The organism is Nocardia sp. NPDC051787 (assembly GCF_040681325.1).
Taxonomy (GTDB): Bacteria; Actinomycetota; Actinomycetes; order Mycobacteriales; family Mycobacteriaceae; genus Nocardia.
Genome location: NZ_JBFAYO010000003.1, coordinates 27542 through 50595, shown reverse-complemented (window position 1 = coordinate 50595; position 23054 = coordinate 27542). Strand labels below are relative to the sequence as shown.

Annotated in this window: 19 protein-coding genes; 9 read left to right on the top strand and 10 right to left on the bottom strand. The window is 67.7% G+C overall.

Annotated features, from left to right (window positions below):
* Window positions 1-141 precede the first annotated feature (141 nt).
* The 4 genes from AB0M45_RS04050 (at window position 142) to AB0M45_RS04035 (ending at window position 2580) form a co-directional block, all read left to right on the top strand.
* Entirely contained in the window at window positions 142-1062 is a 921-nt protein-coding gene (locus AB0M45_RS04050; protein WP_364323052.1) for a DNA-3-methyladenine glycosylase 2 family protein, read from the top strand.
* Window positions 1063-1285: 223 nt separating this feature from the next.
* Window positions 1286-1747 carry a DNA-directed RNA polymerase subunit beta gene (locus AB0M45_RS04045; protein WP_364322685.1) on the top strand — a complete coding sequence of 154 codons (462 nt, stop codon included), beginning with the start codon at window positions 1286-1288 and terminating at the stop codon, window positions 1745-1747.
* A gap of 239 nt (window positions 1748-1986) precedes the next feature.
* A complete protein-coding gene (locus AB0M45_RS04040; protein WP_364322684.1) occupies window positions 1987-2211 on the top strand; it encodes a DUF397 domain-containing protein in 225 nt (74 codons plus the stop codon).
* A gap of 171 nt (window positions 2212-2382) precedes the next feature.
* Window positions 2383-2580: a hypothetical protein gene (locus AB0M45_RS04035; RefSeq protein WP_364322683.1), complete on the top strand. Its 198-nt coding sequence runs from the start codon at window positions 2383-2385 to the stop codon at window positions 2578-2580.
* 47 nt (window positions 2581-2627) lie between these two features.
* Here the strand turns inward: AB0M45_RS04035 and AB0M45_RS04030 are convergent, their stop codons facing one another.
* The 7 genes from AB0M45_RS04030 to AB0M45_RS04000 form a co-directional block, all read right to left on the bottom strand.
* Window positions 2628-3374, bottom strand: a complete 747-nt coding sequence (locus tag AB0M45_RS04030) for a succinate dehydrogenase/fumarate reductase iron-sulfur subunit (RefSeq protein WP_364322681.1) — start codon at window positions 3372-3374, stop codon at window positions 2628-2630.
* Between the two features lie 2 nt (window positions 3375-3376).
* A complete protein-coding gene (locus AB0M45_RS04025; RefSeq protein ID WP_364322680.1) occupies window positions 3377-5317 on the bottom strand; it encodes a fumarate reductase/succinate dehydrogenase flavoprotein subunit in 1941 nt (646 codons plus the stop codon).
* A gap of 24 nt (window positions 5318-5341) precedes the next feature.
* On the bottom strand, window positions 5342-6208 hold the full coding sequence (locus tag AB0M45_RS04020; protein WP_364322679.1) for a hypothetical protein: 867 nt from the start codon (window positions 6206-6208) through the stop codon (window positions 5342-5344).
* Between the two features lie 612 nt (window positions 6209-6820).
* Window positions 6821-7108, bottom strand: coding sequence for a hypothetical protein (locus tag AB0M45_RS04015; protein ID WP_364322677.1), 288 nt, complete (start codon window positions 7106-7108; stop codon window positions 6821-6823).
* Window positions 7109-7301: 193 nt separating this feature from the next.
* The gene (locus AB0M45_RS04010) at window positions 7302-8264 is read right to left on the bottom strand and encodes an alpha/beta hydrolase (RefSeq protein WP_364322676.1); all 963 of its coding nucleotides are present in this window, start codon (window positions 8262-8264) and stop codon (window positions 7302-7304) included.
* 346 nt (window positions 8265-8610) lie between these two features.
* Window positions 8611-10566, bottom strand: a complete 1956-nt coding sequence (locus AB0M45_RS04005) for an acyl-CoA dehydrogenase family protein (protein WP_364322675.1) — start codon at window positions 10564-10566, stop codon at window positions 8611-8613.
* Window positions 10567-10731: 165 nt separating this feature from the next.
* On the bottom strand, window positions 10732-11913 hold the full coding sequence (locus AB0M45_RS04000; RefSeq protein WP_364322673.1) for an ATP-binding protein: 1182 nt from the start codon (window positions 11911-11913) through the stop codon (window positions 10732-10734).
* A 168-nt stretch (window positions 11914-12081) separates the two neighbouring features.
* Between AB0M45_RS04000 and AB0M45_RS03995 the strand changes: the two genes are divergently transcribed.
* The 4 genes from AB0M45_RS03995 to AB0M45_RS03980 all read left to right on the top strand — a co-directional run bounded on the left by AB0M45_RS03995 (window position 12082) and on the right by AB0M45_RS03980 (window position 14349).
* Window positions 12082-12339 (top strand): hypothetical protein, encoded by a 258-nt coding sequence (locus tag AB0M45_RS03995; RefSeq protein WP_364322671.1) that lies wholly within the window; start codon window positions 12082-12084, stop codon window positions 12337-12339.
* 424 nt (window positions 12340-12763) lie between these two features.
* Complete coding sequence (locus tag AB0M45_RS03990) at window positions 12764-13357, top strand: NlpC/P60 family protein (protein WP_364322669.1); 594 nt, start codon at window positions 12764-12766, stop codon at window positions 13355-13357.
* A gap of 3 nt (window positions 13358-13360) precedes the next feature.
* The gene (locus tag AB0M45_RS03985; RefSeq protein WP_364322667.1) at window positions 13361-13765 is read left to right on the top strand and encodes an RNA-binding S4 domain-containing protein; all 405 of its coding nucleotides are present in this window, start codon (window positions 13361-13363) and stop codon (window positions 13763-13765) included.
* Window positions 13766-13788: 23 nt separating this feature from the next.
* Window positions 13789-14349, top strand: a complete 561-nt coding sequence (locus tag AB0M45_RS03980) for a GNAT family N-acetyltransferase (RefSeq protein ID WP_364322665.1) — start codon at window positions 13789-13791, stop codon at window positions 14347-14349.
* A gap of 43 nt (window positions 14350-14392) precedes the next feature.
* Here AB0M45_RS03980 and AB0M45_RS03975 read toward each other — a convergent pair whose 3' ends face one another.
* From AB0M45_RS03975 to AB0M45_RS03965, 3 genes are read right to left on the bottom strand one after another with little or no spacing between them, the layout of a single operon-like run.
* Complete coding sequence (locus AB0M45_RS03975) at window positions 14393-16390, bottom strand: fatty acyl-AMP ligase (RefSeq protein ID WP_364322663.1); 1998 nt, start codon at window positions 16388-16390, stop codon at window positions 14393-14395.
* The gene (locus tag AB0M45_RS03970; RefSeq protein WP_364322661.1) at window positions 16387-21486 is read right to left on the bottom strand and encodes an SDR family NAD(P)-dependent oxidoreductase; all 5100 of its coding nucleotides are present in this window, start codon (window positions 21484-21486) and stop codon (window positions 16387-16389) included. Before AB0M45_RS03970 ends, AB0M45_RS03975 begins: the two co-directional genes overlap by 4 nt.
* Window positions 21483-21818 (bottom strand): acyl carrier protein, encoded by a 336-nt coding sequence (locus AB0M45_RS03965; RefSeq protein ID WP_364322659.1) that lies wholly within the window; start codon window positions 21816-21818, stop codon window positions 21483-21485. The genes AB0M45_RS03970 and AB0M45_RS03965 overlap by 4 nt, the downstream gene beginning before the upstream one ends.
* A gap of 178 nt (window positions 21819-21996) precedes the next feature.
* Here AB0M45_RS03965 and AB0M45_RS03960 point away from each other — a divergent pair, with 178 nt between their 5' ends.
* Window positions 21997-22968: an MBL fold metallo-hydrolase gene (locus AB0M45_RS03960; RefSeq protein WP_364322657.1), complete on the top strand. Its 972-nt coding sequence runs from the start codon at window positions 21997-21999 to the stop codon at window positions 22966-22968.
* Window positions 22969-23054: the final 86 nt, after the last annotated feature.

Sequence of the window (23054 nt, the reverse complement as noted above, 5' to 3'; positions counted from 1 at the left end):
TGATCATCGGGAACCTCCGTCATGGCGACTGCCAGCTATTTGCCGATCGAAATCAGTATCGCCGCACCATCAGCGCCGTTACACAGAGGCGGACGCCGACACGCGCGCGCATAGGGGCAGAATGATGCCGTGCGCACTGCGATGGCCGAGCCGGGAGCGTGCCGGACCGTGACGGCGGATCGGCCGATCGATCTGGCGAGCACCCTCGCTCCGCTCGGCCGGGGCAGCGGCGACCCATGTCACCGGGTGACGGGCGATGGCGCGCACTGGCACGCCTCTCGCCTGCCGACCGGGCCGGTCACCTACCGATTGACCCAGTCAGGTCCGTGCACGGTGCAGGCCCGCGCCTGGGGCTCCGGCGCGGCGGAGTTCCTGGACGGACTCGAGCACATGCTGTGTGTGAACGAGGACATCTCGACGTTTGCCCCGGATCATCCGAAGCTCGTCGAGGCGCACCGTCGTTTCCCAGGTCTGCGCATGCTGCGTACGGGCCTGGTGTTCGAGGCCCTGGTGCCCGCCGTGCTGGAACAGAAAGTGCACAGCATCTCAGCGCGGGCGTCATGGCGAAAACTGGTGCGGCAGTTCGGCGAACCCGCACCGGGTCCCGCGCCTGAGGGCATGCGGCTGGCACCGGACGCCGATACGTGGCGGCGGATTCCGTCCTGGACCTACCACCGGGCGAATGTCGGCCCACAGCGGGCGCAGACCATCGTGCGCGCGGCCAGGGTGGCCGATTCACTCGAGCGTGCGGCGCGGGTGGATCCGGCCGAGGCGGAGCGCATGCTGCGCACCGTTCCAGGTATCGGGGTGTGGACCGCCGCGGAGATCGCGCAGCGGGCGTTCGGCGACGCGGACGCGCTGTCGGTCGGCGACTACAACCTGGCCGCCACAGTCGGTTGGACCCTGCTCGGCCGACCGATTGATGACGACGCGATGGTGGAATACCTGGAACCGCTACGCCCGCATCGCTATCGGGCGATCCGCCTGCTCGAGATCGGCGGCCACTTTCACAAACCGAAGTTCGCCCCCCGCACTCCCCTCACCGACCACAGCTGGCACTGAGCCAGCCCGTCTGCATATCGGCGTTCTTCATTTTCCCCAGTTTTGCCCATTCTTTATCGGTTCCTCTCACGATGAACAATGGACACTGGAGTGACCCGCGCCACGTTTGAAACCACCACCGCAATCCCCGCACTGGTGCATCGCATGAAGCCGCCATACGGATTCGGTATGGCCGGCGCACATTGTCGAACCACACAGCAGCAGGGGGTTGTCAGTGGATCAGATGCCACTCGGGGATACACCGCGGTCCCGATGCCAGTTCTATCGGCGGGAGTGTGATCTGCCCGCCGTCGTCGACCCTCCCGAACTCGGCCGGATCGTGATGCGTGCCGGATCGGTGTGGGCGTTGACGATGCCGAGCAGTTTGGGCCAAGCGGTCAAGGCGCATATGCAGAGCAGGAGCATCCCACTCGGCCCGATCCTCGCGCATCCGCGCTCGAACCGGTGGACGTTCCTGATCACTCCGGACCTGCCCGAAAGCGATACGCGGCTGTTCGCCGAGCTGTTCCGGTTGGACGTATCGGTCGTTCGCACCGGATCGACGATCGCGTTGCCGTCTCCGACGGCGGCGGTCGGCTCCATACGCCGCTGGATAGTGCCGCCGCGCAATCATTTCCGCCCGTCCGGTCATGTGGTGGTCGCGGCCATCCGCGCTTGGGCGGATCCGGCCCGGCACCGTCGGTGAAGTGTGCGTTCGGCAGGTGGGGCCAGGTGACCGGAGATCTGCTCGGTTGTACACCGGACAGTGCCGGTGGCGGCGGTACGATCGGGCGCGCGTCGAGCGCGGTGTACCGAGATTTCCGGTCCGTAGACCTCTGCCCTGGTAGATAGCGAAGGAGTCCATGTCGTGAGCGAGCTTGCGAGCGAACCATCGACACAGCGCGCCATGCGCACGGCGGCGCGGAGCGCTGGCGAGGTGACGTCATGAGTATTCAAGGCAACGCGAACATCGATCTGACCAACGCCGTGTGGCGGAAGGCAGGGGAAGACTCGGGCAACGACAGTGTGGAGGTTGCGCTGCTCGCCGATGGGCACGTGGGTCTCCGCAACGGGAAGGACCCCGACGGACCGGTGCTGGTTTTCACGCCGGGCGAGTGGGCCGCTTTCACCGCTGGTGTGCACGACGGTGAGTTCGATCGCCCGAAGTGATCACCGCGGCCCGGCGGCGACCGAAGAGCTGCCGGGCCCACGGTCACATCTCCCCAAAAATCCAGGTCGTGCCGCGTGAAGTGATCGAATCTGCACTTAAAGATCACGAAATGACACAGATTCGACAACGAAACCACGTTTGCCCCGCCTGATTACGGGTAGACCTTCTTTGTGGACCGTGGGCTCAAGAGTTCCCATCCCCGGTACAAGAAACTACAGCCGGGCGATTGGGTGGAATGGCTGATCGTTGCGTTGCTGTTCGCGGTATCGGCGATCGGTGTTTTCATCCTCACCAGCTCGGTCCTGACGGCGTTGCTCGTCGGTCTGCTGGTCTGGATCGTGGCCCTCGGTGTAGTGGCAATGCTATAGGGTGCGCCGACCGGCCGGGGTGATCCCGGCCGGTCTTCCACGGGGTATCAACGACGAAACAGCTTGTTGCCCAACCACACCAGCGGATCGTATCTCCGATCGGCAACCCGTTCCTTCAGCGGAATCAGCGCGTTGTCGGTGATCTTGATGTGCTCGGGGCAGACCTCGGTGCAGCACTTGGTGATATTGCACAAGCCGAGCCCCTGCTCATCCTGCGCCAAGTCCCTGCGGTCGGCGACATCCAGCGGATGCATCTCCAACTCGGCGATCCGCATCAGAAAACGCGGTCCCGCAAAGGATTTCTTGTTCTCCTCGTGATCGCGCACCACGTGGCAGGTGTTCTGGCACAGGAAGCACTCGATGCACTTGCGGAACTCCTGCGAACGCTCCACGTCGACCTGCTGCATCCGGTAATCGCCCGGCTTCAGATCCGCGCGCGGCGTGAACGACGGTATCTCCCTCGCCTTCTCATAGTTGAAGGACACGTCGGTCACCAAGTCCTTGATCACGGGGAACGTGCGCATCGGCGTCACCGTGATCACCTCGTCCTCGGCGAAGGTGGACATCCGTGTCATACACAGCAGACGCGGACGCCCGTTCACCTCCGCCGAACAGGAACCGCACTTGCCTGCCTTACAGTTCCAGCGCACGGCCAAGTCGGGCGCCTGCGTGGCCTGTAACCGGTGGATGATATCCAGCACCACCTCGCCCTCGTTCACCAGCACGGTGAAGTCGTGCAGTTCCCCACCATCGAGATCGCCGCGCCATACGCGGAATTTGGCGTCGTAACCCATCGTTACGCCTCTCGCTCCGTCGAATTCCCGGCAGTGGCCGGGTGCCCGGCGAGTTCCGCCGGGGTGTAGTACTTTTCGAGCTCGCCGAGATCGAAAAGGGCGAGCAGATCCGGACGCATCGGAACCTGATCCTTGCGCGTCACTGTGACGTTGGGGATCGGGTCGCCAGCCGTGCCGGGATCCACCGCGCAGACCAACAGCTTGTTGCGCCAGTCCGGATCCATCGACGGGTGATCGTCTCGGGTGTGCCCGCCGCGGCTCTCGGTGCGCAGCAGCGCGGCCTGTGCCACGCATTCGCTGACCAGCAGCATGTTCTGCATATCGAGCGCGAGATGCCAGCCCGGATTGAACTGGCGATGGCCCTCCACGGTCACGTGCCGGAATCGGTCGCGCAGCTCGGCGAGTTTCCCGATCGCCTCGCGCACCTCGTGTTCCTTGCGGATGATGCCGACCAGGTCGTTCATCGACTGCTGCAGATCGGTGTGCAAGGTGTAGGGGTTCTCGCCGTTGCCATCCGTGGGGGGATCGAAGGGCGCCAAGGCGTCCTTCGCGGCCTTCGAGACGTCGTCCTCGGAGACCGACGGCCGGTCGGCGAGGCCCTCCACGTAAGCGGCGGCGCCGAGTCCGGCCCGGCGGCCGAACACCAGCAGGTCCGACAGTGAGTTGCCGCCGAGCCGATTCGACCCGTGCATGCCGCCGGAACACTCACCCGCGGCGAACAGGCCGGGCACCGTGGCCGCGCCGGTGTCCGGATCGACCTCGACTCCGCCCATCACGTAGTGGCAGGTCGGCCCGACCTCCATCGGCTCCTTGGTGATGTCGACGTCCGCGAGCTCTTTGAACTGGTGATGCATCGACGGAAGCCGCCGCACGATCTCCTCGGCGGCCATCCGGGACGCGATATCGAGGTAGACGCCGCCGTGTTCGGTGCCGCGGCCCGCCTTGACCTCCTCGTTGATCGCGCGCGCGACCTCGTCACGCGGCAGTAGGTCCGGAGTGCGGCGCGCGGAATCGTTGTCGCGCAACCACTGATCGGCCTCCTCCTCGGTCTCGGCGTACTGACCCTTGAAGACCGGCGGAATATAGTCGAACATGAACCGCTTGCCCTCGGTGTTCTTCAGCACTCCGCCGTCGCCGCGCACGCCCTCGGTGACCAGGATGCCCTTCACACTGGGCGGCCAGACCATGCCGGTCGGGTGGAATTGCAGGAACTCCATGTTGATCAGCGTCGCGCCGGCGCGCAGCGCGAGCGCGTGCCCGTCGCCGGTGTACTCCCAGGAGTTCGAGGTCACCTTGTACGACTTGCCGATGCCGCCGGTCGCCAGTACCACCGCCGGTGTCTCGAACAAGATGAAGCGGCCGGATTCGCGCCAGTAGCCGAACGCGCCGGAAATCCGGTCGCCGTCCTTGAGCAATTCGGTGATGGTGCACTCGGCGAACACCTTGATCCGCGACTCGTAGTCGCCGGTCGCCGCGAAATCCTCCTGCTGCAGCGCGACGATCTTCTGCTGCATGGTGCGGATGATCTCGAGACCGGTCCGGTCGCCGACGTGGGCGAGCCGGGGGTAGGTGTGGCCGCCGAAATTGCGCTGGCTGATCCGGCCGTCCGGAGTCCGATCAAACAGGGCCCCATAGGTTTCCAGTTCCCACACCCGGTCGGGCGCCTCCTGGGCATGCAGTTCGGCCATGCGCCAGTTGTTCAGAAACTTGCCGCCCCGCATCGTGTCCTTGAAATGGACCTGCCAGTTGTCTTTTTCGTTGGCATTGCCCATCGACGCGGCGCAGCCGCCTTCGGCCATCACGGTGTGCGCCTTACCGAACAGCGACTTGCACACCACCGCGACGGACAGCCCGTGCTCCCTGGCCTCGATCACCGCACGCAGTCCGGCGCCGCCCGCTCCGATCACGACGACGTCGTAGTTGTGCCGTTCCACTTCTGCCATGCAGAGAACTCCTCAGTGAGGCGGTCAGTCGATGAACCGCAGGTCCGAAATCGTGTTGCTGGCAACCAACATGACGTAGAAGTCGGTCAGCACGAGCGTGCCGAGGGTGGTCCAGGCCAGCGCCATGTGCCGGGTGTTGAGCTTGGAGACCTGGGTCCAGAACCAGTAGCGCACCGGGTGCGCGGAGAAGTGCTTGAGCCGCCCGCCCGCGATGTGCCTGCACGAGTGGCACGACAGCGTGTAGGCCCAGAGCAAGATCACGTTGCCCAGCAGCACGATATTGCCGAGGCCGAAACCGAATCCGCCGGTCTTGCCGTGGAACGCGACGATGGCGTCGTAGGTGTTGATCACCGAAACCACCAGGGCCACATAGAAGAAGTAGCGGTGGGCGTTCTGGATGATCAGCGGCAGCCTGGTCTCGCCGGTGTACTCGGCGTGCGGCTCGGCCACGGCGCAGGCGGGCGGGGAGAACCACACCGCGCGGTAGTAGGCCTTGCGGTAGTAGTAGCAGGTCAGCCGGAAGCCGAGCAGGAAAGGCAGCGCCACGAACCCGAGCGGCAGGATCTCGGGCAGCTCGCCCAACGGGGTGCCGAAATGGCTGGATCCCTCGACGCACGAGGTGCTCAGGCATGGTGAGTAGAACGGGGTCAGGTAGTGGTAGTCCGGAACCCAATATGCCGTGCGCACATACGATCTGATCGTTGCGTAGATGACGAACGCGGCGAGTCCGAGCACCGTGAACAGTGGCGGGATCCACCATCGGTCGGTGCGCAACGTGCGTTCCGAGATTCGGGCCCTTGTTTTGCTGAATACGCCGGTGCCCGTGTCCGGGGCGGCGGTGGGTGCGGCATTCACTGGGATGCCTCGCTGATCTTGTGTGCGGGTGGCCATCGTTACCTCCGCAATCGAATGTGATGCTGAGCACCATACGACACCCCTGCTATGGCATGAGCAGGGTCCCGGCAATATGGGCCGGGGGAGATGCCAGTGATTTGCGCCACATTCGAGGTGGGATCAGCTCGTGGTCGCGCGCGGTGAACGGACCGCAAATGGGTCGAAGTCGGCTGAGCCGGAAAGGGTTCGGCGCCTGTGCGCGGCACGGAATCGGGCTCGGATTCGCGGCGACCGAGGTCTGTGCCGGGTGTGCTGAGCCTGGTGTCGTCTGGTGCGGAGATCGACCCCCGGTCTGCCTATACGGCGTCAGACCTGGACCTGCTCGGGTGATCGCCGACGTAGCGAAACGCTCGGCAGGTAGTTGCCGCGAATCGGCACAGCGACAGGGTGGCCTCGAGAGGTGATCGGAGTGGCTCGGCCTCCCAGCGGCAGTGTGCCGATCCGATTCGGATCGGGCTGGCGCCCCGGACCCGCACCGAAGGTGGGTGGGCAACCGCTCCGGAACCGCGTTGGCGCCGGGTGCGGGGCACAGGCATGCCGATCCGCCACACATGCCGATTCGCGGGCCCACGCCGGTTATCGCGGGGCCCGCGAATTCAGTGCCGCGTCCTACGTGGTTCGCGGGCGGGAGTGGAAGCCGAGCCCCTCGTCCTGCGCGCCCATCCATGCGGCCTCGTCGGACTTGCTGTCCGGAACGTAGATGACGTCCTGCGCCTGGCGCCGCACCTCCGGAGGCGGTGACTGCTCGAGTTCCTCGGCGTCGATGACCAGGCGCTCGAGGTCGTTCTCCAGCCGGCGCACGGGGCTGGCGTCGCCGTAGTGGTCGCGCAGTACGCCGATGGATTGCCGGAGCTGGCCGACCGCGTAGCGGAGTTCCGCAAATTCGCTGCGTGTCATCGATACCTCCTGTATTCCCTGGCGGACATGCGAACTCGGTGGCCGGCGCGCGGTTTGCCCGTCTGCCTCGGACCGTGCACCACCGAGCTGTGTGACCCACCACACAACGTGATCTACAACACAGTACCGAAAGAATTGAGTTCTGGCTCGTATGCGGCCGAAAAGCGGTGATTGCCGGCCGGTTGCCTGTCGGTCAGCTCGCGGAGGCGTAGTCGGCGGTCGCCCGCACCGCGGCGAAGGCTCGTTCGACCAGTCCGACGATGGACAGCGCGACGTCGTCGGCCCGCTCCAGCATGACGCTGTGTCCGGCCCCTTCCAGGCGCACCAGCTCGGAACCGGCCAGCTGGGACGCCAGCGCCACCGAGTGCGCGAACGGGACGAGGATGTCCGCCGAGCCCGCCAGCACCAGCGCGGGGATGGCGCCGAGCCGGTGCAGGGTCGCCGTCTCGTCGAAGGTGATCAGTGAGTGCAGGAAGCTGCACATGGTGAGCAGCGGGGTGTCGTTCAGCATCGCCGTGGCCAGCGCGGCCATGCGCGGGTTGACCTTCCCGGTGCCGAAGTTGGCCTCGCGCAGAATGGGCGCGACCAAGAGGCGGGTCAGCCGCTTGGACGCCTGCATCACGCGTGGTGCGCGGGTGACGGCGGCCTGCAGCGAGCTCACCGCGCGCCGGTTCAGCAAGCGGGCGAGCCCCACTTCGGTGATGCCGTTGGCCGCGCCCGCCAGCAGGCCGACGCCGGCGATCCGTGTGCCGATAGCTTCCGGGTAGAGCCGGGCGTAGGCGAGCACGACCATCGCGCCCATCGAGTGGCCGACCAGGATCACCGGACCGGTGGGGACGACCGTCCGCAGCACGGTATCCAGGTCCTGCCCCAGCTGGTCGATGGTGTAGCTCGACGGATGCCCCTCGCCGGATTCGCCGTGGCCGCGGTGGTCGTAGAACACCATCCTGGTGTCGCTTCCCCATTGCCGCAGCAGCTGGTCGCGCAGGTAGCACCAGGATTCGCTGCGCAGGCAGTGGCCATGCACGAAGACGACGGTGGCGTGGGCGTCGTCGGCGCCGAAGACGCGGACCGCGAGAGGGACACCGTCTTCGGCCGACACCGTGACGTGGTGGCCGTCGTAGTCGGCGGCTCGGCGAGCGATGGTCGTGGACATGGCACTCTCCTGTGAGCGAGGGGCTTCGTTGCCGCCTCCTGCCCAGTTGTCGATGGGATTTTCCGCATCGTTAACGGCCCATACCTGCCGTTATGGACACGTTGCCCAACTGAGGCTGCCGATCGATCCGGTGGTCGCGGCCCCGCGCTACAGGAAAATCTACGAAATGATTGGTCTGACAGTAGATATTGGTAGATACCCCGATCGCTGGTCGGTCCGGCACTGGTCCGAAGAATCTGCCACTTTCTACGGATAATCCGATACTGCCGAATACTGTCCGGGCGACAACCGTCGTCACGGTCGGTCCCTGGGCTACCGACCGTGACGACGGCGGCCTACCGCGCGGTCACGCCTCTGCGCGGCTGCGGGTCGAGGACAGGAACGGGCGCAACAGGTTCGCCTCGGTCGACGGACCCATCTGCCACTCCGCGATCCACGGCCCCGTTCCCTCGCTCGGATCGAGCACGCCCTCCTCCAGCCACTGGTAGCGGCCGTCGAGCACGCCGCGGGTGAGGGTGCGATCGTCGTCGTCGGTGTTCTCCCACAGCTCGTCGAACAGCTTGCGCACGCGCAGCCGCGACTGCCTGCAGAAGGTGTCCGCCAGCTCTTCGGCGGCCTTGGCCTCCGGCGCGCCCGCGGTGCGCAACGACTGGGCGCGCACGCATGCCGCGGACATGGCGAACAGCTCCGCGCCGATGTCGACGATCCGGCCGAGGAAGTTCTGCCGGTATTCCAGGCCCGCCTGCCAGCGACCCATCGCGTACATCAGCGACCTGGCCTGCTTGCGCCCACTGCGTTCGACGAATCGCAGATGACGCGCCAGGACGCCGAACTCGGTGTAGGCGGCCGGCACCGTGCCCGCTCCGACGGCGAGCTGCGGGAACCACTTCGCATAGAAGCCGGTCGCGCCGACCGCCGCCTTTGCCTTGTCCTTGAACTCGGCCTTGCGGTCCACCAGAGCGCCCGCGGCCGCCATGTGCGCATCGGCCATCTCCCGGGCGATCAGCAGCCGCATGATCTCGCTGGAGCCTTCGAAGATGCGGTTGATCCGCAGATCGCGCACCAATTGCTCGGCCGGGACGGCACGCTCCCCCCTGGCGGCGAGCGAGGCCGCGGTCTCGTAGCCGCGGCCGCCGCGGATCTGCACGAGTTCGTCGGCGATCTGACAGCTCATCTCGCTGGCCCACAGCTTGGCCAGCGCCGCCTCGATCCGGATGTCGTTGCGCGCCTCGTCGCACATGGTGGCCGACAGGTCCAGCGACGCCTCCAACGCAAACGTGGTCGCCGCGATGAACGAGATCTTCTGGCCGACCGCCGCGTGGTCGCCGACCGGCCTGCCCCACTGCACCCGCTGCGCGCTCCACTCCCGCGCGATCTTCAACGACCACTTCGCGGCCGCGGTGCACATCGCGGGAATGGCGAGCCTGCCCGCATTGAGCGTGGTCAGCGCGATCTTCAGGCCGTCGCCCTCACGGCCGATCAGGTTGCGTTTCGGCACCTGGACGTTGTGCATCCTGGTCAGGCCGTTCTCGATGCCGCGCAGACCCATGAACGCGTTGCGCCGCTCCACGGTGATGCCCGGCGAGTCCGCTTCAACGACGAACGCCGAGATGCCGCCGCGGTGCCCCTCGCTCTTGGGTACGCGTGCCATGACGACCAGCAGCTCGGCGACGACGCCGTTGGTGGTCCACAATTTGACGCCGTTCAGGATGTAGGCCTCGCCGTCCTCGGTCGGGATCGCGGTGCTGGCCATCCGGGCCGGGTCGGAGCCCACGTCGGGCTCGGTGAGCAGGAACGCGCTGACCGCGCCCGCCGCACACCGGGGCAGGAACTCCGCCTTCTGCTCGGGGGTGCCCGCCAGCTTCAGCGGTTCCGGCACGCCGATGGACTGGTGTGCCGAGAGCAGGACGCCGAGGCTGGGGTGCGTGGAGCCGACCAGCATCAGCGCCCGGTTGTAGCCGAACTGGGAAAGTCCTTGGCCGCCATACGATTGCGGGATCTTCAGGCCGAAGCAGCCGAGTTCGGCCATGTCTTTGACGTACTCGTCCGGAATCCGGCCCTCGGCCTCGATCACCGCTCCGTCCATGGACTCGCACAGCGTCCGTAGCCGGGACAGAAACGCCTCGGTGTGCGCTGCGTCCTCGGGGCCGGGTTGCGGGTATGGGTGGATCAGGTCCAGCCGGAACCGTCCGAGGAACATCCCCTTGGCGAATGAGGGCTTGGCCCAGCTTGTTTCGCGGGACTCCTCGACCAGTGCGCGGGCCTGTTCTTCGGTGGCGTCGACTTTCGCGGCTGTCGCCATGATGTCCTCCCTCGGACGTGATCAGGATCACATTCGAGTGTAGGAGAGTTTGTTACCCGTCGGTAGGGCTCTTGGTCGAGAGAAATCTATGAATATCTATTGATCTTGGAAGAGGGGCGAATAGTGGGCAATCGACCGCTGTCCCTCCTGGCTGCCGGGCGGCGTTCAGACCGAGCGCAGATAGCGGCCGAAGTGCGGCACCGTGAAGCCGATCGTGCCGCGCTCCGCGGAGTAGATGAGGCCCTTCTTGATCAGCCCGTCGCGGGCGGGCGACAGTGAGGCGGGCTTGCGGCCGAGTTCATTGGCCACCGCCGCGGTCGCCACCGGACCATCGTCGCCGGCCAGGTCCGCCATGGCGCGCATGTACTCGCGTTCAGCGGGCGTTGCTCGCTCATAGCGGGAACCGAAGAACCCCACCGCCAACTCCTCTTCCGCGGCGGGTGAGGCGACCTCAACGTCTTCGGCCGTGATCGGGCTCTCCGGTGCCTGGTCCCATGCGGCTTTGCCGTAAGCCTGCACGAAATAGGGGTAACCATCAGCTTTTTGGTACAGGGCATCCAGTGCCCCGTCGGTGAACTTCACGTTCTCGCGTTGTGCGGGCGCGATCAGCGCTTGGTCGGCGGGTTCTCGGTCCAGCCGATCGATGCGGTGATAACTGAATAGTCGCTCGGAATAGCTTTTCGAGGCGGACAGTACCGCGGGCAAATGCGGCAGGCCCGCGCCGACCACGATCAGCGGCGCGGCGTCTTGACTCAATTCGTGGCAGGCGCCGCAGATCGCGGAGATGTCGGCGGGGCCGAGATCCTGCATCTCGTCGATGAAGATCGCGATGCCGATGCCGATGTCGCCGGCCAGCGCGGCCGCCTCGACCAGCAACTCCACCAGGTCGATCTCGATGTCGCCGGAATCGGCCCTCCCGCTTACCGCAGGCACGTCGATGCCGGGTTGCCAGCGCTCCCGCATGCCCTTGTCCGCGGTGGCCCGCAGGGCGAAGGCCTTGAGGATGCCGAGAAAGTCGTCTACCCGTTCCGGATTGCGGTGCGCCATGGCGATCGCGCGCACCGCCATGTGCAGCGCCGAGGACAGCGGGCGGCGCAATTCCTGATCCGGCCGCGCCTCGATCTTCCCGGTGCCCCATCCGCGCGAGATCGCTGCCGAGCGAAGCTGGTTGAGCAGCACTGTTTTTCCGACACCGCGTAGGCCGGTGAGCATCACGCTGCGTTCCGGGCGACCACGCGCCACGCGTTCGAGCACGATGTCGAACGCGGTGAGTTGCTTGTCGCGCCCGGCTAATTCGGGTGGGCGCTGTCCCGCTCCGGGTGCATACGGATTCCGCACGGGGTCCATGCCCCGACACCGTAGCGCGTCAGGTCCGCATAATCTGGGCACATCTACGGCGTGTCCTAGAGAGCCTTAGCGGTCCGTATTGCACTATTGCTCTCGCCGTCGGCCCTCCGGGCCGGGCGGCGGTTCGCCAGAACGGTCGCGCGGCACGGCGCGCGAGAAGGGAGGGCCATGTCCGACGAACCAAACCCGGCCGGCACCGCCGAGGTGGTCGAGTCGTGGAACGTTCCTGCGGGCGCCACGGTGGCCCAGCGCATCAGATCGAACATCCTCGTCGCGATCGAACGCGGCTATGACGATCCCCAGTTGGTCGCGGATCTCGCGGTCGGTCCGCTGGTCATGGCGCTCGGCAAGCTCGAGGTGGAGCTGTCCGACGCGCGGCGCCGAATCGACGAACTGGAGCGCCTGATCCGCGGCGGCCGATCCTGAGTACGTGCCGGGATCCAGGCTGGCGTTGTCCATTCGGTGATCCGCGCGGTCGGTCGAGATCTCGTTGTGACCTAGTGGCGCACGTTTGCTTTCCCGCGGGCATGCAGGGGTTTGCGCGGTGATCGAGAACAAGCAGCTCTGTGCGCTGGACAACACCGCGCCAACGTCGTAATCTCTTCGTGACTTAGTGGAACCAGTCGTTTCGTAAGAGAAACGGCGCCACTAGTTACCGCCTAAGCGGCAGTCGAGGCCAACCGGTCTCGGCAGTCGTGCCGAGGACTCAGAGGATCGTCTGGGTAGGGCCGTTCTCCCGGTCCGAACTCGGTCGGCGGGAGCGCAGCAAGATCGGAGACGTAGCTCGGTGGGTAAACACAGCTTGCAACGGGATTCTCGGGTTCCGAATTCCGTCAAGGGTGCGATTGTCATGGGTGCGGTCGCCGCGACCGGCGCCATGCCCGCGATTCCGGCCATGGCCGCGACCATCAACGTTCCTGGTGTCGGTAACTTCGACGTTCCGCAGGAATGGGAGCAGCCGGTCCAGCAGCTCAATCAGCAGATCCAGCAGGCGCTCGCGGCCGTTCCCGCCGCCCCGGCCCCCGCGCCCGAGGCGCAGGTGGCTCCCCAGCTTCCCGGTCTCGCGCCGATGCTGCCGGGTCTGTTCGCCCAGCAGACCTCCCCGGGTGACATCGCCCTCGACGCCGCGAAGACCAAAGTCGGCGCACAGTATTCGTGGGGCGCCGCGGGTCCGAGGTCCTTCGACTGCTCCGGCCTCGTCCAGTGGGCGTTCCGCCAGGCGGGCATCGAACTCCCCCGCACCAGCTTCGAGCAGTCGCACGTCGGCGCCCCGGTCGCCTACCACGAGCTGCAGCCGGGCGACATCGTCGTCACCAACGGCGGCGGTCACGTCGGCATCTACGCGGGCGACAACAAGCTCTTGAATGCGGTGCAGTCGGGTACGCCGGTGTCCTACACCCCGCTGCGCCCCGACATGGTGGTTACCGCACGCCGTATCGTCTAACGAGTGGCCCGCGCCGAAACCGGCATCCAGAGCAGCGCGACCCAGGCCCGCGTCGATTCGTGGACTTGGGCCGTGCGCCTGTTCAAAACCAGATCCGCCGCCGCGGAAGCATGTCGTGGTGGGCACGTGCGGGTGAACGGCTCGACGGCCAAGCCCGCACAGCCAGTGCGCCCCGGTGACGAGGTGCGCATCCGGTCAGGTGGTCACGAGCGCATCGTCATCGTGGAACGAATCGTCACCAAGCGCGTCGGCGCTCCGATCGCCGCGCAGTGTCTGATCGATCGCAGTCCGCCGCCCCCGCCACGGGAAATCCTGGCGAGCATGCCCCGTCGAGAACGCGGTGCTGGGCGACCCACCAAGCGTGAGCGGCGCGAGACCGATCGCCTCATGGGCCGGGCTGATCACTGAAACAGGCCGGTCCAATGACCTCCATGAGTCCACTGCCCACGCTGTCCGCGCCGGAAATCGCCTCGGATCGTCTGGTGCTACGCAAAGCGCACGACGGCGACCGTGAGGGACTGATCGAGTTACAGACCGATCCCGAGGTGCGGGCATATCTCGGCGGACCCCGGCCCCGCGGCACGGTGGAGCAGTACCTCGACGCTGTCGGCATCGCGAACGTGACAGCCGGTCCAGGCGTGTATGTCATCGCGGCCAAGGAGACGAACCTGCTCATCGGAACGCTGATGCTCAACCGGCGTTCCGCCGACCAGCCCGGACACCTCACCTCGGATGGCGAAGAACTGGAATTGACCTATCTTCTGCGGCGCGATGCCTGGGGTGCCGGGCTCGCGTTCGAAGCGGCAATGGCCGCGCTGCGCACCGCCGCCGCCGAACTTCCCGACCAACCGGTCCTGATCATCACCCAGACAGCCAACCTGCGTTCGCTGAAACTCGCCGCTCGCCTCGGATTCCAGCCCGTCAGCACCTTCGAGGCGTTCGACGCACAACAGACCCTCGCAACCGCCAGCTTGCACACATTCAAAGCCTGAGCGAGATGATGTCGGCGGCGTGGCAGCGGCCGGATGTTCGGTCTCAGATCATCGCGACGGGGCGTAGGTGGCCTGCGACGTAGCGCGCCCTGCACTCACCGCGCCGCAGCTTTCCGCTGCTGGTCTTGGGAATCCTCCCCGGCTCGACGAGCATTACCGCGCCGGGCATCACCTCGTGCGTGGACGCGACCGCGGAGCGAATGCGACGGGCCAGCGCGGAGAGTTCGGCGGGTTCGGCCGCGCCGATGGTGACGAGTTCGGCGACCACGACCAAGTCTTCCCGACGCCCGTCATCATGCCCGAACGCCGTCACATGGCCGGGCCGGATATCCGGCGAGCATGCTTCCACGGTCGTCTCGATGTCGGTGGGATAGTGATTGCGTCCGTCGACCACGATGACGTCTTTGCGGCGTCCGGCGATGTAGAGCTGGCCCTCGTGCTGGAAGCCGAGGTCACCGGTGCGCAGCCAGCGGACGTCGTCCTGGGCCAGCGTGGCGCCGAAGGTCTCCTCGGAGGCGTCGGGCCTGCCGAAATAGCCGTCGCACACGTTGTTTCCGGCCACCCAGATCTCGCCGACGCGCCCCGGTGGCAGCACCGTCCCAGTGGCCGGATCGACCACACGTATCGCCTGGCCCGCGGGTGCGCCGCAGCCGACGAGTGGCGTGCCGTTTCGTGACTCTCGCGCGTCGTCGGGTAGCGCGACCGCGCGGCCTTCGGCGAGCGCGGCGCGTTCGAAGTGGTGCCACACCGGTTCCTCGCGTGAGTCGCAGACGGTGACCGTGAGCGTGGCCTCGGCAAGGCCGAACCCGGGTGTGTGCGCGTGGTGGCGGAAGCCGTAGGGGGCGAAGGTCCTGGTGAATTCCTCCAGCGCGTCGGCGCGGACCGGTTCGGAGCCGTTGAGCAAGATGTCCAGCCCGGACAGGTCCAGACCGGTCCGCTCCTGCGGCGTCGTGCCCGACACCGCGAGCGTCAAGGCGAAATTGGGGCATCCGGTGATGCCTGCGCGGTAGTCGGCGATCGCGCGCAGCCAGCGGATGGGTCGCTTCACGAACTCCGCCGGCGCCAGGGTGACGCCGTGCACGCCGAGCCAGAGCGGCAGCGCCAGACCCAGGATCAGCCCCATGTCGTGAAAGAACGGCAGCCAGGTCACGATGGGCCGATCCCTGGCCGCGGACAAGGCGTCCCGCAACTGCGTCAGCGCCGCGGCCAGATTCTCATGCGTGACCCGAACCCCGGCGGGTGACTTGGTCGACCCTGAGGTGTACTGCAGATACGCGAGCTCGCCGCGCACCGGGGCGACGACGGGCGGATCCGTCTTCGACGCAGCGCGAACTGTCATCCGCGCGGCCGCACGCCTGCCACCCGGTGCAGCTTCATGCTTGCTCGCGGGAACCGCCTTCGGTGTGCTTGGTCGCGCACGTTGTGCGGCTGAGGCCGCCCTAGGCGCGGACAGGCTCGGCGGCGGTGTGGTTGGCGTGGCGGGATCACCTACCGTTGCGGTCGTCAGCGCGGCCGTATTCGTAATCGGCAGTACAGAACGCGTGGTCGCAGCGAGTGTGTTCGCGGCTGATGCGACCGAATCCACTATCGGCGCGGACGGTTCGGGCGGCACGATGAATACGCGACCCAACGCTGGTCCGAGGGTTGCGGCGGTGATCTCGTCGTGGGCGGAGAGCAGGGTCAGGGTGGGGCGGGCGTCGGCGAGAACCGCGTGCAGGCGGTCTCGGTTGCGCGTGCCGACCGCGGGGAACAGTGGTACCGCTATGCGATTGCTGTACAGGCAGGCGAGAAAGGCGACCGCATAGTCGATTCCGTGGGCGCACAGAATGGCGACTCGATCACCGGGCAGGCTCTCGCGTCGCAGTCGTGCGGCGAGTGTCCCCGCGGCGGCGTGCAGCCCTGCGTAGGTCACCGTGACGGGCACGCGATCTTGCAGGCGGAAGCGCAGTTCGGTGTAGGCGGGCTCGTCCGGCCGGGCCGCCGCGCAGTGGGCCACTTGGGCCGCGAGGATAGTGCCCGGTGCGTGGTCACTTGCGGTCACGACGCCTCGCTGGTGTTCGCCGCGACCCGGTCCAGCAGGGCGGCGCCGAGTGCGGTGATGGTGGGGTGTTTGAACAGCTCCGCGGTCGCGATCCGGACGTGCAGCCGGGCTTCCAGATTGCGGCGCATCTCGATCGCGAGCAGGGAACTGAGCCCGAGGTCGTTGAAGTCGGCGGCGGGGTCGATGTGCTCGGCGGGCAGGCCGAGTGTGCTCGCCAGTACGCGGCGGATGGTGGTGGTCAGTGGCTCGGCGGGGTCCGGCAGGGCGAGCGGCTGCTCCGGTGCGCTTTCCCGGCTGAGCGCTGAATCGGCCACCGGCACAAGTAAAGTGGCCAGCCGCCCGGCTACCGGTGAGGTGTCGGCGGTTGGGGTGTAGTCCAGTGCGAGCAGATACGGACCTTCGTAGCGGAGGGCTTGGGACAGCACGGCGCTACCGCGGCGCACGTCGAACGCCCCGACGCCTGCGCGCCGTAAGTGGCTCGCCCCACCGGCCGCGGCGGCGAGCCCGGAATCCCAGAGGCCCCAGCCGATGCTGAGAATCCGCCTGCCAGGGTCGCGCGAGGCCAAGGCGTCCATGGCCGCGTTCGCCGCGGCGTAGGCGGCTTGGCCGGGTGCCCCGAGCGCTCCGGTCGCCGAGGAGAACAGCAGGACGAAGTCGGTCGCGTCGGTCGCGGTGAGTTCGATCAGATTGCTCGCCGCGGTGGCTTTGGGGGCGCACATCCTGGCCAGCTGACTTGCCGTGATCGCGTCGAACGCGGCGTCTTCCAGCGCGCCTGCGGCGTGCACGACACCGCGAATGGCCGCTCCCCAGGCCCGGATATCGCTGAGCGCGTTCGCCAGATCGTCCCGGTCGGCCGCATCGCAGCGCACCACGACGATGCGGTCCTCCAAGCCGTCGAGCAGTGCGGGCACCGGGCGGGGTGCGCGCGTCAGCACCACCACGTCTCGTGCGCCCGCGTCGAGCAGCCAGCGGACGGCGACCGAGCCGAGCGTCCCAAGCCCGCCGGTGACGACATAGGTTCCGTTCGTGTCGATACCAGCGACCGGGAGCGCCCGGGCCCGGGCGGGCGTGAATCGCCGGATCGCGACCGCACCCGCGGACAGGCGCAGCTCGTAGGGAATATCGGCAGCGATCACCAGACGGCTGAGCAGCGGCACGCTGTTGGGATCGGTATCGGCCCAGACCAGCCGCACCGTCCGGCCCGACTCGAGCTGGACCGAGCGCACAAGACCCGCGATCGCCGCTGACTCGACCGCGGACCGCATGGCGAGTTCGTCGTGCCGCGCGTGGGCAGCATCGGGCCGCGGCAGGACGACCGTCATGGACGCGGTGGCGTCGTCGGCGCAGACCCGTTGCAGCAGATCGAGGACCTGCCCGAGCGACGCGATGCCTGCCTGCGCATCGCTCCCGCCGCCGTCCCCGGGGCAGACCACCACCACGGCGGTCCCACCGTCACCGCGCCCGGTGAGGACCGCAGTGGCGAGCGGCCCCGCGTCGTCCGGTTCACGCGCGATGCGTTCGGTCGGAAGGCTGGCATCCAATGCCCTGGCGAGCCGGACCGCGAGGTCGGAGGCACCCACCACTACCGCGCGCCGCCCGAACGCTTCGGCTTCGGGCGCGTCGCCGAGCCCGAGCGACTCGGGGTCGCGCGATATCCACGCCTCTTGACGGAACGGCGCGTCCTGTCCGGCGCGCGGCGTTCGCAGTGCGCCGATCCCATCCGCGTCACCGGGTTGGATGTAGCGAATGTGCACGCCGGAGAAGGCGAGACAGGGCACGCCGTGCTGATCGGTCGCGATGACGTCGCCCACCAATCCGTTGTCGGTCCGCTCCCGGATCAGGGCGTGCACCTCGAGCACATGTCGATTCGGTTCGTTCGACAGCCAAGCGGAGTCCATGCCGATCGGCAATGGCATCGACGCGGCGGGCAGCTCGTCGAACAGTGCCGCGGCGAGCACTTGCAGACACCCATCCAGCGTTGCGGTGTGGTGCAATTCGGCGGCGTCGAACAGGCCGAGCGCCCGCCCGGTGCCCGCCGCGATGCCGCGCAGCGCGCGGAAACGCGGTCCGTACTCCAACCGCCTGCGGCGCAGTTCCTCGTAGAAAGTGCCGGTGGCGATGACACGCATGTGGTGGCGGGCGGCCCGGTTTGCGTCGACCACCCGCATCCATGCGACGATATCCGCGGGTGTGGGGTCACCGGCGGGCCGGGCCGAAGCCAGCGTCTCGGTGCCAGTGACCTCCGCCCGCATGCTTTCCTCGGCTCCCGGGCCGCGATAGACCACCTCGGGAAGTGTTCTCGAATCGGTCCTCTCGTGTACGACGAAGTCGGCGAGCCTGGTCACCCCGGCGGTCGTTCGGGCGAGGTGCAGCAGCCTACGCAGCCAGAACACGGCGGGCACCGTGCTGTCGCCCTGCACCACGTGATCGGTGAGATCCTCGGCGAGGAAGGCGGATTCAGGGGTGTGCCCGTTCGCTGGTTCCGACACCAGGAGCGGAAACCTCCGCTTGCGCCACTGCCGTGGCGATGTTCCGCCGAACGGGCCGAGCGCCGACCAGTCGACCGGCCGCCCCTCCAGGTACAGCCGCGCCAGACCGGCGAGAAACCCGCCCGCCTCGTCCTCGCGCGACGTCACCGGATGCGTGCCCGCACGGAAATCCGGGTACTCCCGCACGGCTGAAGTGAGCACCGGATGCGGGCTGATCTCCAGCACGGTCGAGATGCCGTCCTCGATCGCGCTTTCCATCGCCGCCGCCAACTCCACGGTGCCCGCGGCGTTCTCGGCCCAGTAGTCGCGGTCCATGGCCGCTGTGCTGATCTTCGCGCCGCGCCGTGCCGTCGAGTACACCGGTACGTGCGGCGCCAGCGGAGTGATCTCGCTCAGCGCCCCGACGAACGACGGGAGCACGGTGGCGACCTGCGGGCCGTGCGCGGCGAAGTCGACGGCGAGCCGACGCGCGAACATGTTGCGGCGGGTGGCTCGGCGCACCAGCGTGTCGATATAGCGCGGGGTACCGGACACCACTACCGATCTGGGGCCGTTGACCGCCGCGATGCTCACCTCCCTGTGCATCGGCTCCACCAGTTTCGCCGCTTCGTCCGGGGCCGCCTCCAGCACCGCCATCGCGCCGTGGCCGTCCAGGTGGGCCAGGCTCGCGCTGCGCAGCACCACGATGCGCGCCGCGTCCCCCAGGGACAGCGCGCCGCTGACCGTAGCCGCGGCGATCTCGCCGAGACTGTGCCCGGCCACCGCGTCGGGCCGGATCCCGAACGCTGCCAAGAGTTTCACCGCCGCCACTTGGAACGCGAACAGCGCGGGTTGCACCAATTCGGTGGCGTGCGCACCGGTGTCGGCGAAGGTGAAACCGTGCCGCGGCGTCCAGATCCGCGGTCCACCCGCCGCCACGATCGCGTCGGTCGCCTCGGCGAGCGCGGTGGCGAAGACCGGATATCGCGCCGCCAGCGCGCGACCCATCTTCGGATGCTGGCCACCTTGACCGGAGAACAACAAGAGCAGTCCGCCAGGACGGCGGTTCCGCGCGGGGCCGATGACGGCGTCGGCGTCGCCGCGGCCCAGGCTGCGCAGCCGGTGCACCGCGTCCCGGTGGTCGTGTGCCAGGACCGCGGCTCGCGTCGTCTCGGGAAGCAATCGGGCCGTGGCCGCGGCGAACTCGCCCAGCGGCGGGCGAGCATGGTCCAGCTCGTCGGCCAGCCGCAGTGCGTGCTCGCGCAGCTCCCCGTCGTCGCGGGCGGTCAGTGCAAGCAGTACCGGAAACTGATCGCTCCGGGCGTGCTGTGACGCGGCGACCCCGCGCACCGCGATGTGCGCGTTCGTGCCACCGAATCCGAACGAGCTGACGCCCGCCATGCGCTGTGGTGCCGGCACGTGGCTCCAGTCCACCGGCTCGGTCGGCACACGCAGACCGCGCTCGGCCAGGTGCAGCAACGGGTGTTCGGTACGGAGGTTGATCGTCGGAGCGATCACGCCGTGGTGGATGGACAGGGCAGTCTTCACCAGCCCGGTGACTCCGGCGGCGGCTTCCAGATGTCCGATATTGGACTTCACCGAGCCGATCCAGATCCGATCGCCGGCATCGATGCGCGACCGCTCACTCCAACGCCGAGTGCCATCGCCGAGCGCGGCGGCCAGCGCGCCGATTTCCACGGCGTCGCCCAAAGGAGTTCCGGTGCCATGGCATTCGATGTAGCCGATGCTGAGCGGCGTGCTACCGGCGCGCGACCACGCGGTGCGCAATGTCTCCTGCTGCGCGCGGCCGTTCGGTGCGTATAGACCGTTGGAGCGCCCGTCCGATCCGACGGCCGTTCCGATGATCTCCGCGTACACCCGGTTGCCCTCGCGCTGCGCGTCCGCGGTCCGTTGCAGGACGACCACCGCGCAGCCGTCACCGCGGGTATAGCCGTCGGCGGTGGCGTCGAACGGCGCCGTTCGCCCGGCCGGCGACAGGAAACCACTCTCTGCCAGGTAGTTCGATGTGTGCTCCAACAGCACCAGATTGACGCCGCCGACGATGGCGAACGGCACCGTGCCGTCGGCGAGCAACCGGACCGCGAAGTCCACCGCGGCGAGCGAGGACGAGCACGCGCTGTCGAGCACCAGGCTCGGCCCGTGCAGATCGAGCACATACGACAACCGATTGGCGATGATGCTCAGCGCCGACCCGGTCACGGCGTACGGGGCGTCGTGGCCTTCCCGGCCGAGCACCGCGATGCCGTGGTCGTACCCGGACGCGCCGAACACCACGGCGGTGCCGGAACCGCGTGCGCGGTAGCCGATTCCGGCATCGTCGAGCGCCTCCACCGCGACCTCGAGCGCGATCCGCTGCTGCGGGTCCATGACGGCGGCCTCACGCTCGGAGATGGCGAACCAGTCGTTGTCGAACGACTCGACATCGTCGAGATAGCCGCCGCGCCGGGTGCCGAGGCGGCCGGCGGGCGGTGTGGACGTGACGTCCCGGCCGTCGAGCAACAGCCGCCAGAACTCGGCGACGTTCGCCGCTCCAGGCAGTCGGCAGCCGATGCCGATGATGGAGACGGGTGGATGCGAGCCGACGGAGTCGGTAGCCGCGCTGCTCATCGCATCGCGAGATACTCGACAAGCTGCTCGATGTCCGGATGGTCGTAGATCGCGGTCAGCGGAACCTCGACTCCCATAGCGTCTTCGAGATGGGCGGTCAGCCTCGCAAGCTGGGTGGAACTGAGGCCGAGATCGGTAAAGGGCGAGCTGGTCGACACCGTGGCAGCGTCGACCCCTAGTAGGTCCGCAACGGCCGAGACGGCGGCACAAGTCAACGCGGTGCGTCGGCGATAGCCGAGCGAACCGCCATTCCCCTGCGCACCACCGTGCCCGTCCGGAAGACTGGGCGGCATCGCGTCCTCCCTCCCCGTCTCCCGGCTGCTGCTACCCACAGACGAACGGTACTCACGCGATTATGCCGGAGAAATCGGCCGGAGCAAGGTCGCGTAGAAGGCGCAGCCGGACGTAGTCCGTCCGAAGCCCGCGCCGGGCCGAGCGACGGCGAGGCAACCGCATTTCCGCTGCCTGCCCAGCCTTTCGCGAACCACGGCGATCACTTACGGTGGCAGGGTGACCGAACCGGACAGCGGTGCCGCCACCCGTGCCGAGCGCACTCCGATCCTGCCGACTGTGCTGCGCTGCTGTGCCGCGCTGGCGGCGACGCCGGGCCGGCTACTGCGCCCGCGCCGCCCCGACACCGCACTGCTGGCGAACCTCGAGGTGCGGCCGCTGCCCCCGGCGAGCGCCGCGGTGCGGCTCACCGTGCTCAATCAGGCCACCATGTCGGCGCCGACCACCATCGTGGCCGAGGGCGTGCGCAGCCTGCGAGAGATGACGCTGTCGATGGCGGCGTTCCTCGTCGAGCATCCGAAGGCGCGTTTCCTGGTCGATCCCGCCCTGTGCGCGGGCGTGCACGACCGGGTGCTACCCGAATTACCGTTCCCTGTCCCGCTGCTCGTCGCGCCGGACAAACCGGTGCTCGGCCTGTCCGACGCACTCGCCGCGCACCACATCGCGGGCGCCGACATCGACTTCGTGCTGCCCACCCACCTGCATTGGGATCACGTCTCGGGCCTGCTGGAATTGCCGTCATCGGTCGAGGTCCGGTTGCCCGCCGCCGAATACGACTGGGCGATGGGCGGCCCGCACGCCCCGGCCGGTGTGGCGCGCGGGCCACTGCGCGGCCGTAGCTTCGACCGGTTCGAGCTGGACGGACCGCCGGTACTCACGTTTCCGCGCAGCAAAGACCTGTTCGGCGACGGTTCGGTGCTGCTGGTGGATCTCGCAGGCCACACGCCGGGCAGCATCGGCGTGCTGCTCGCGGTGGACGACGGCAGCCGCGTGCTGTTCGCGGGCGACGCCGTCTGGAGCAAGCTGCAGGTCGATCTGATTCGCGAGAAGGCGCCGATGCCCGGCAAACTCTTCGACTCCGACCGCGACGCCGCGTTCACCACGATCCACCGCCTGCACGCGCTGCCCGACGACATCGAACTCATCGCCAGCCACGATTACGAGGCCGTCACCGCCCGCGCGAGCAAGTAACCCCGGTCAGCCGAGGACGGGTTCAGCGGCTTCGCGCTCATCGCCGGCCACGGCGATGAGCCTGTGACCGCCCGCGCGGCGAGGTA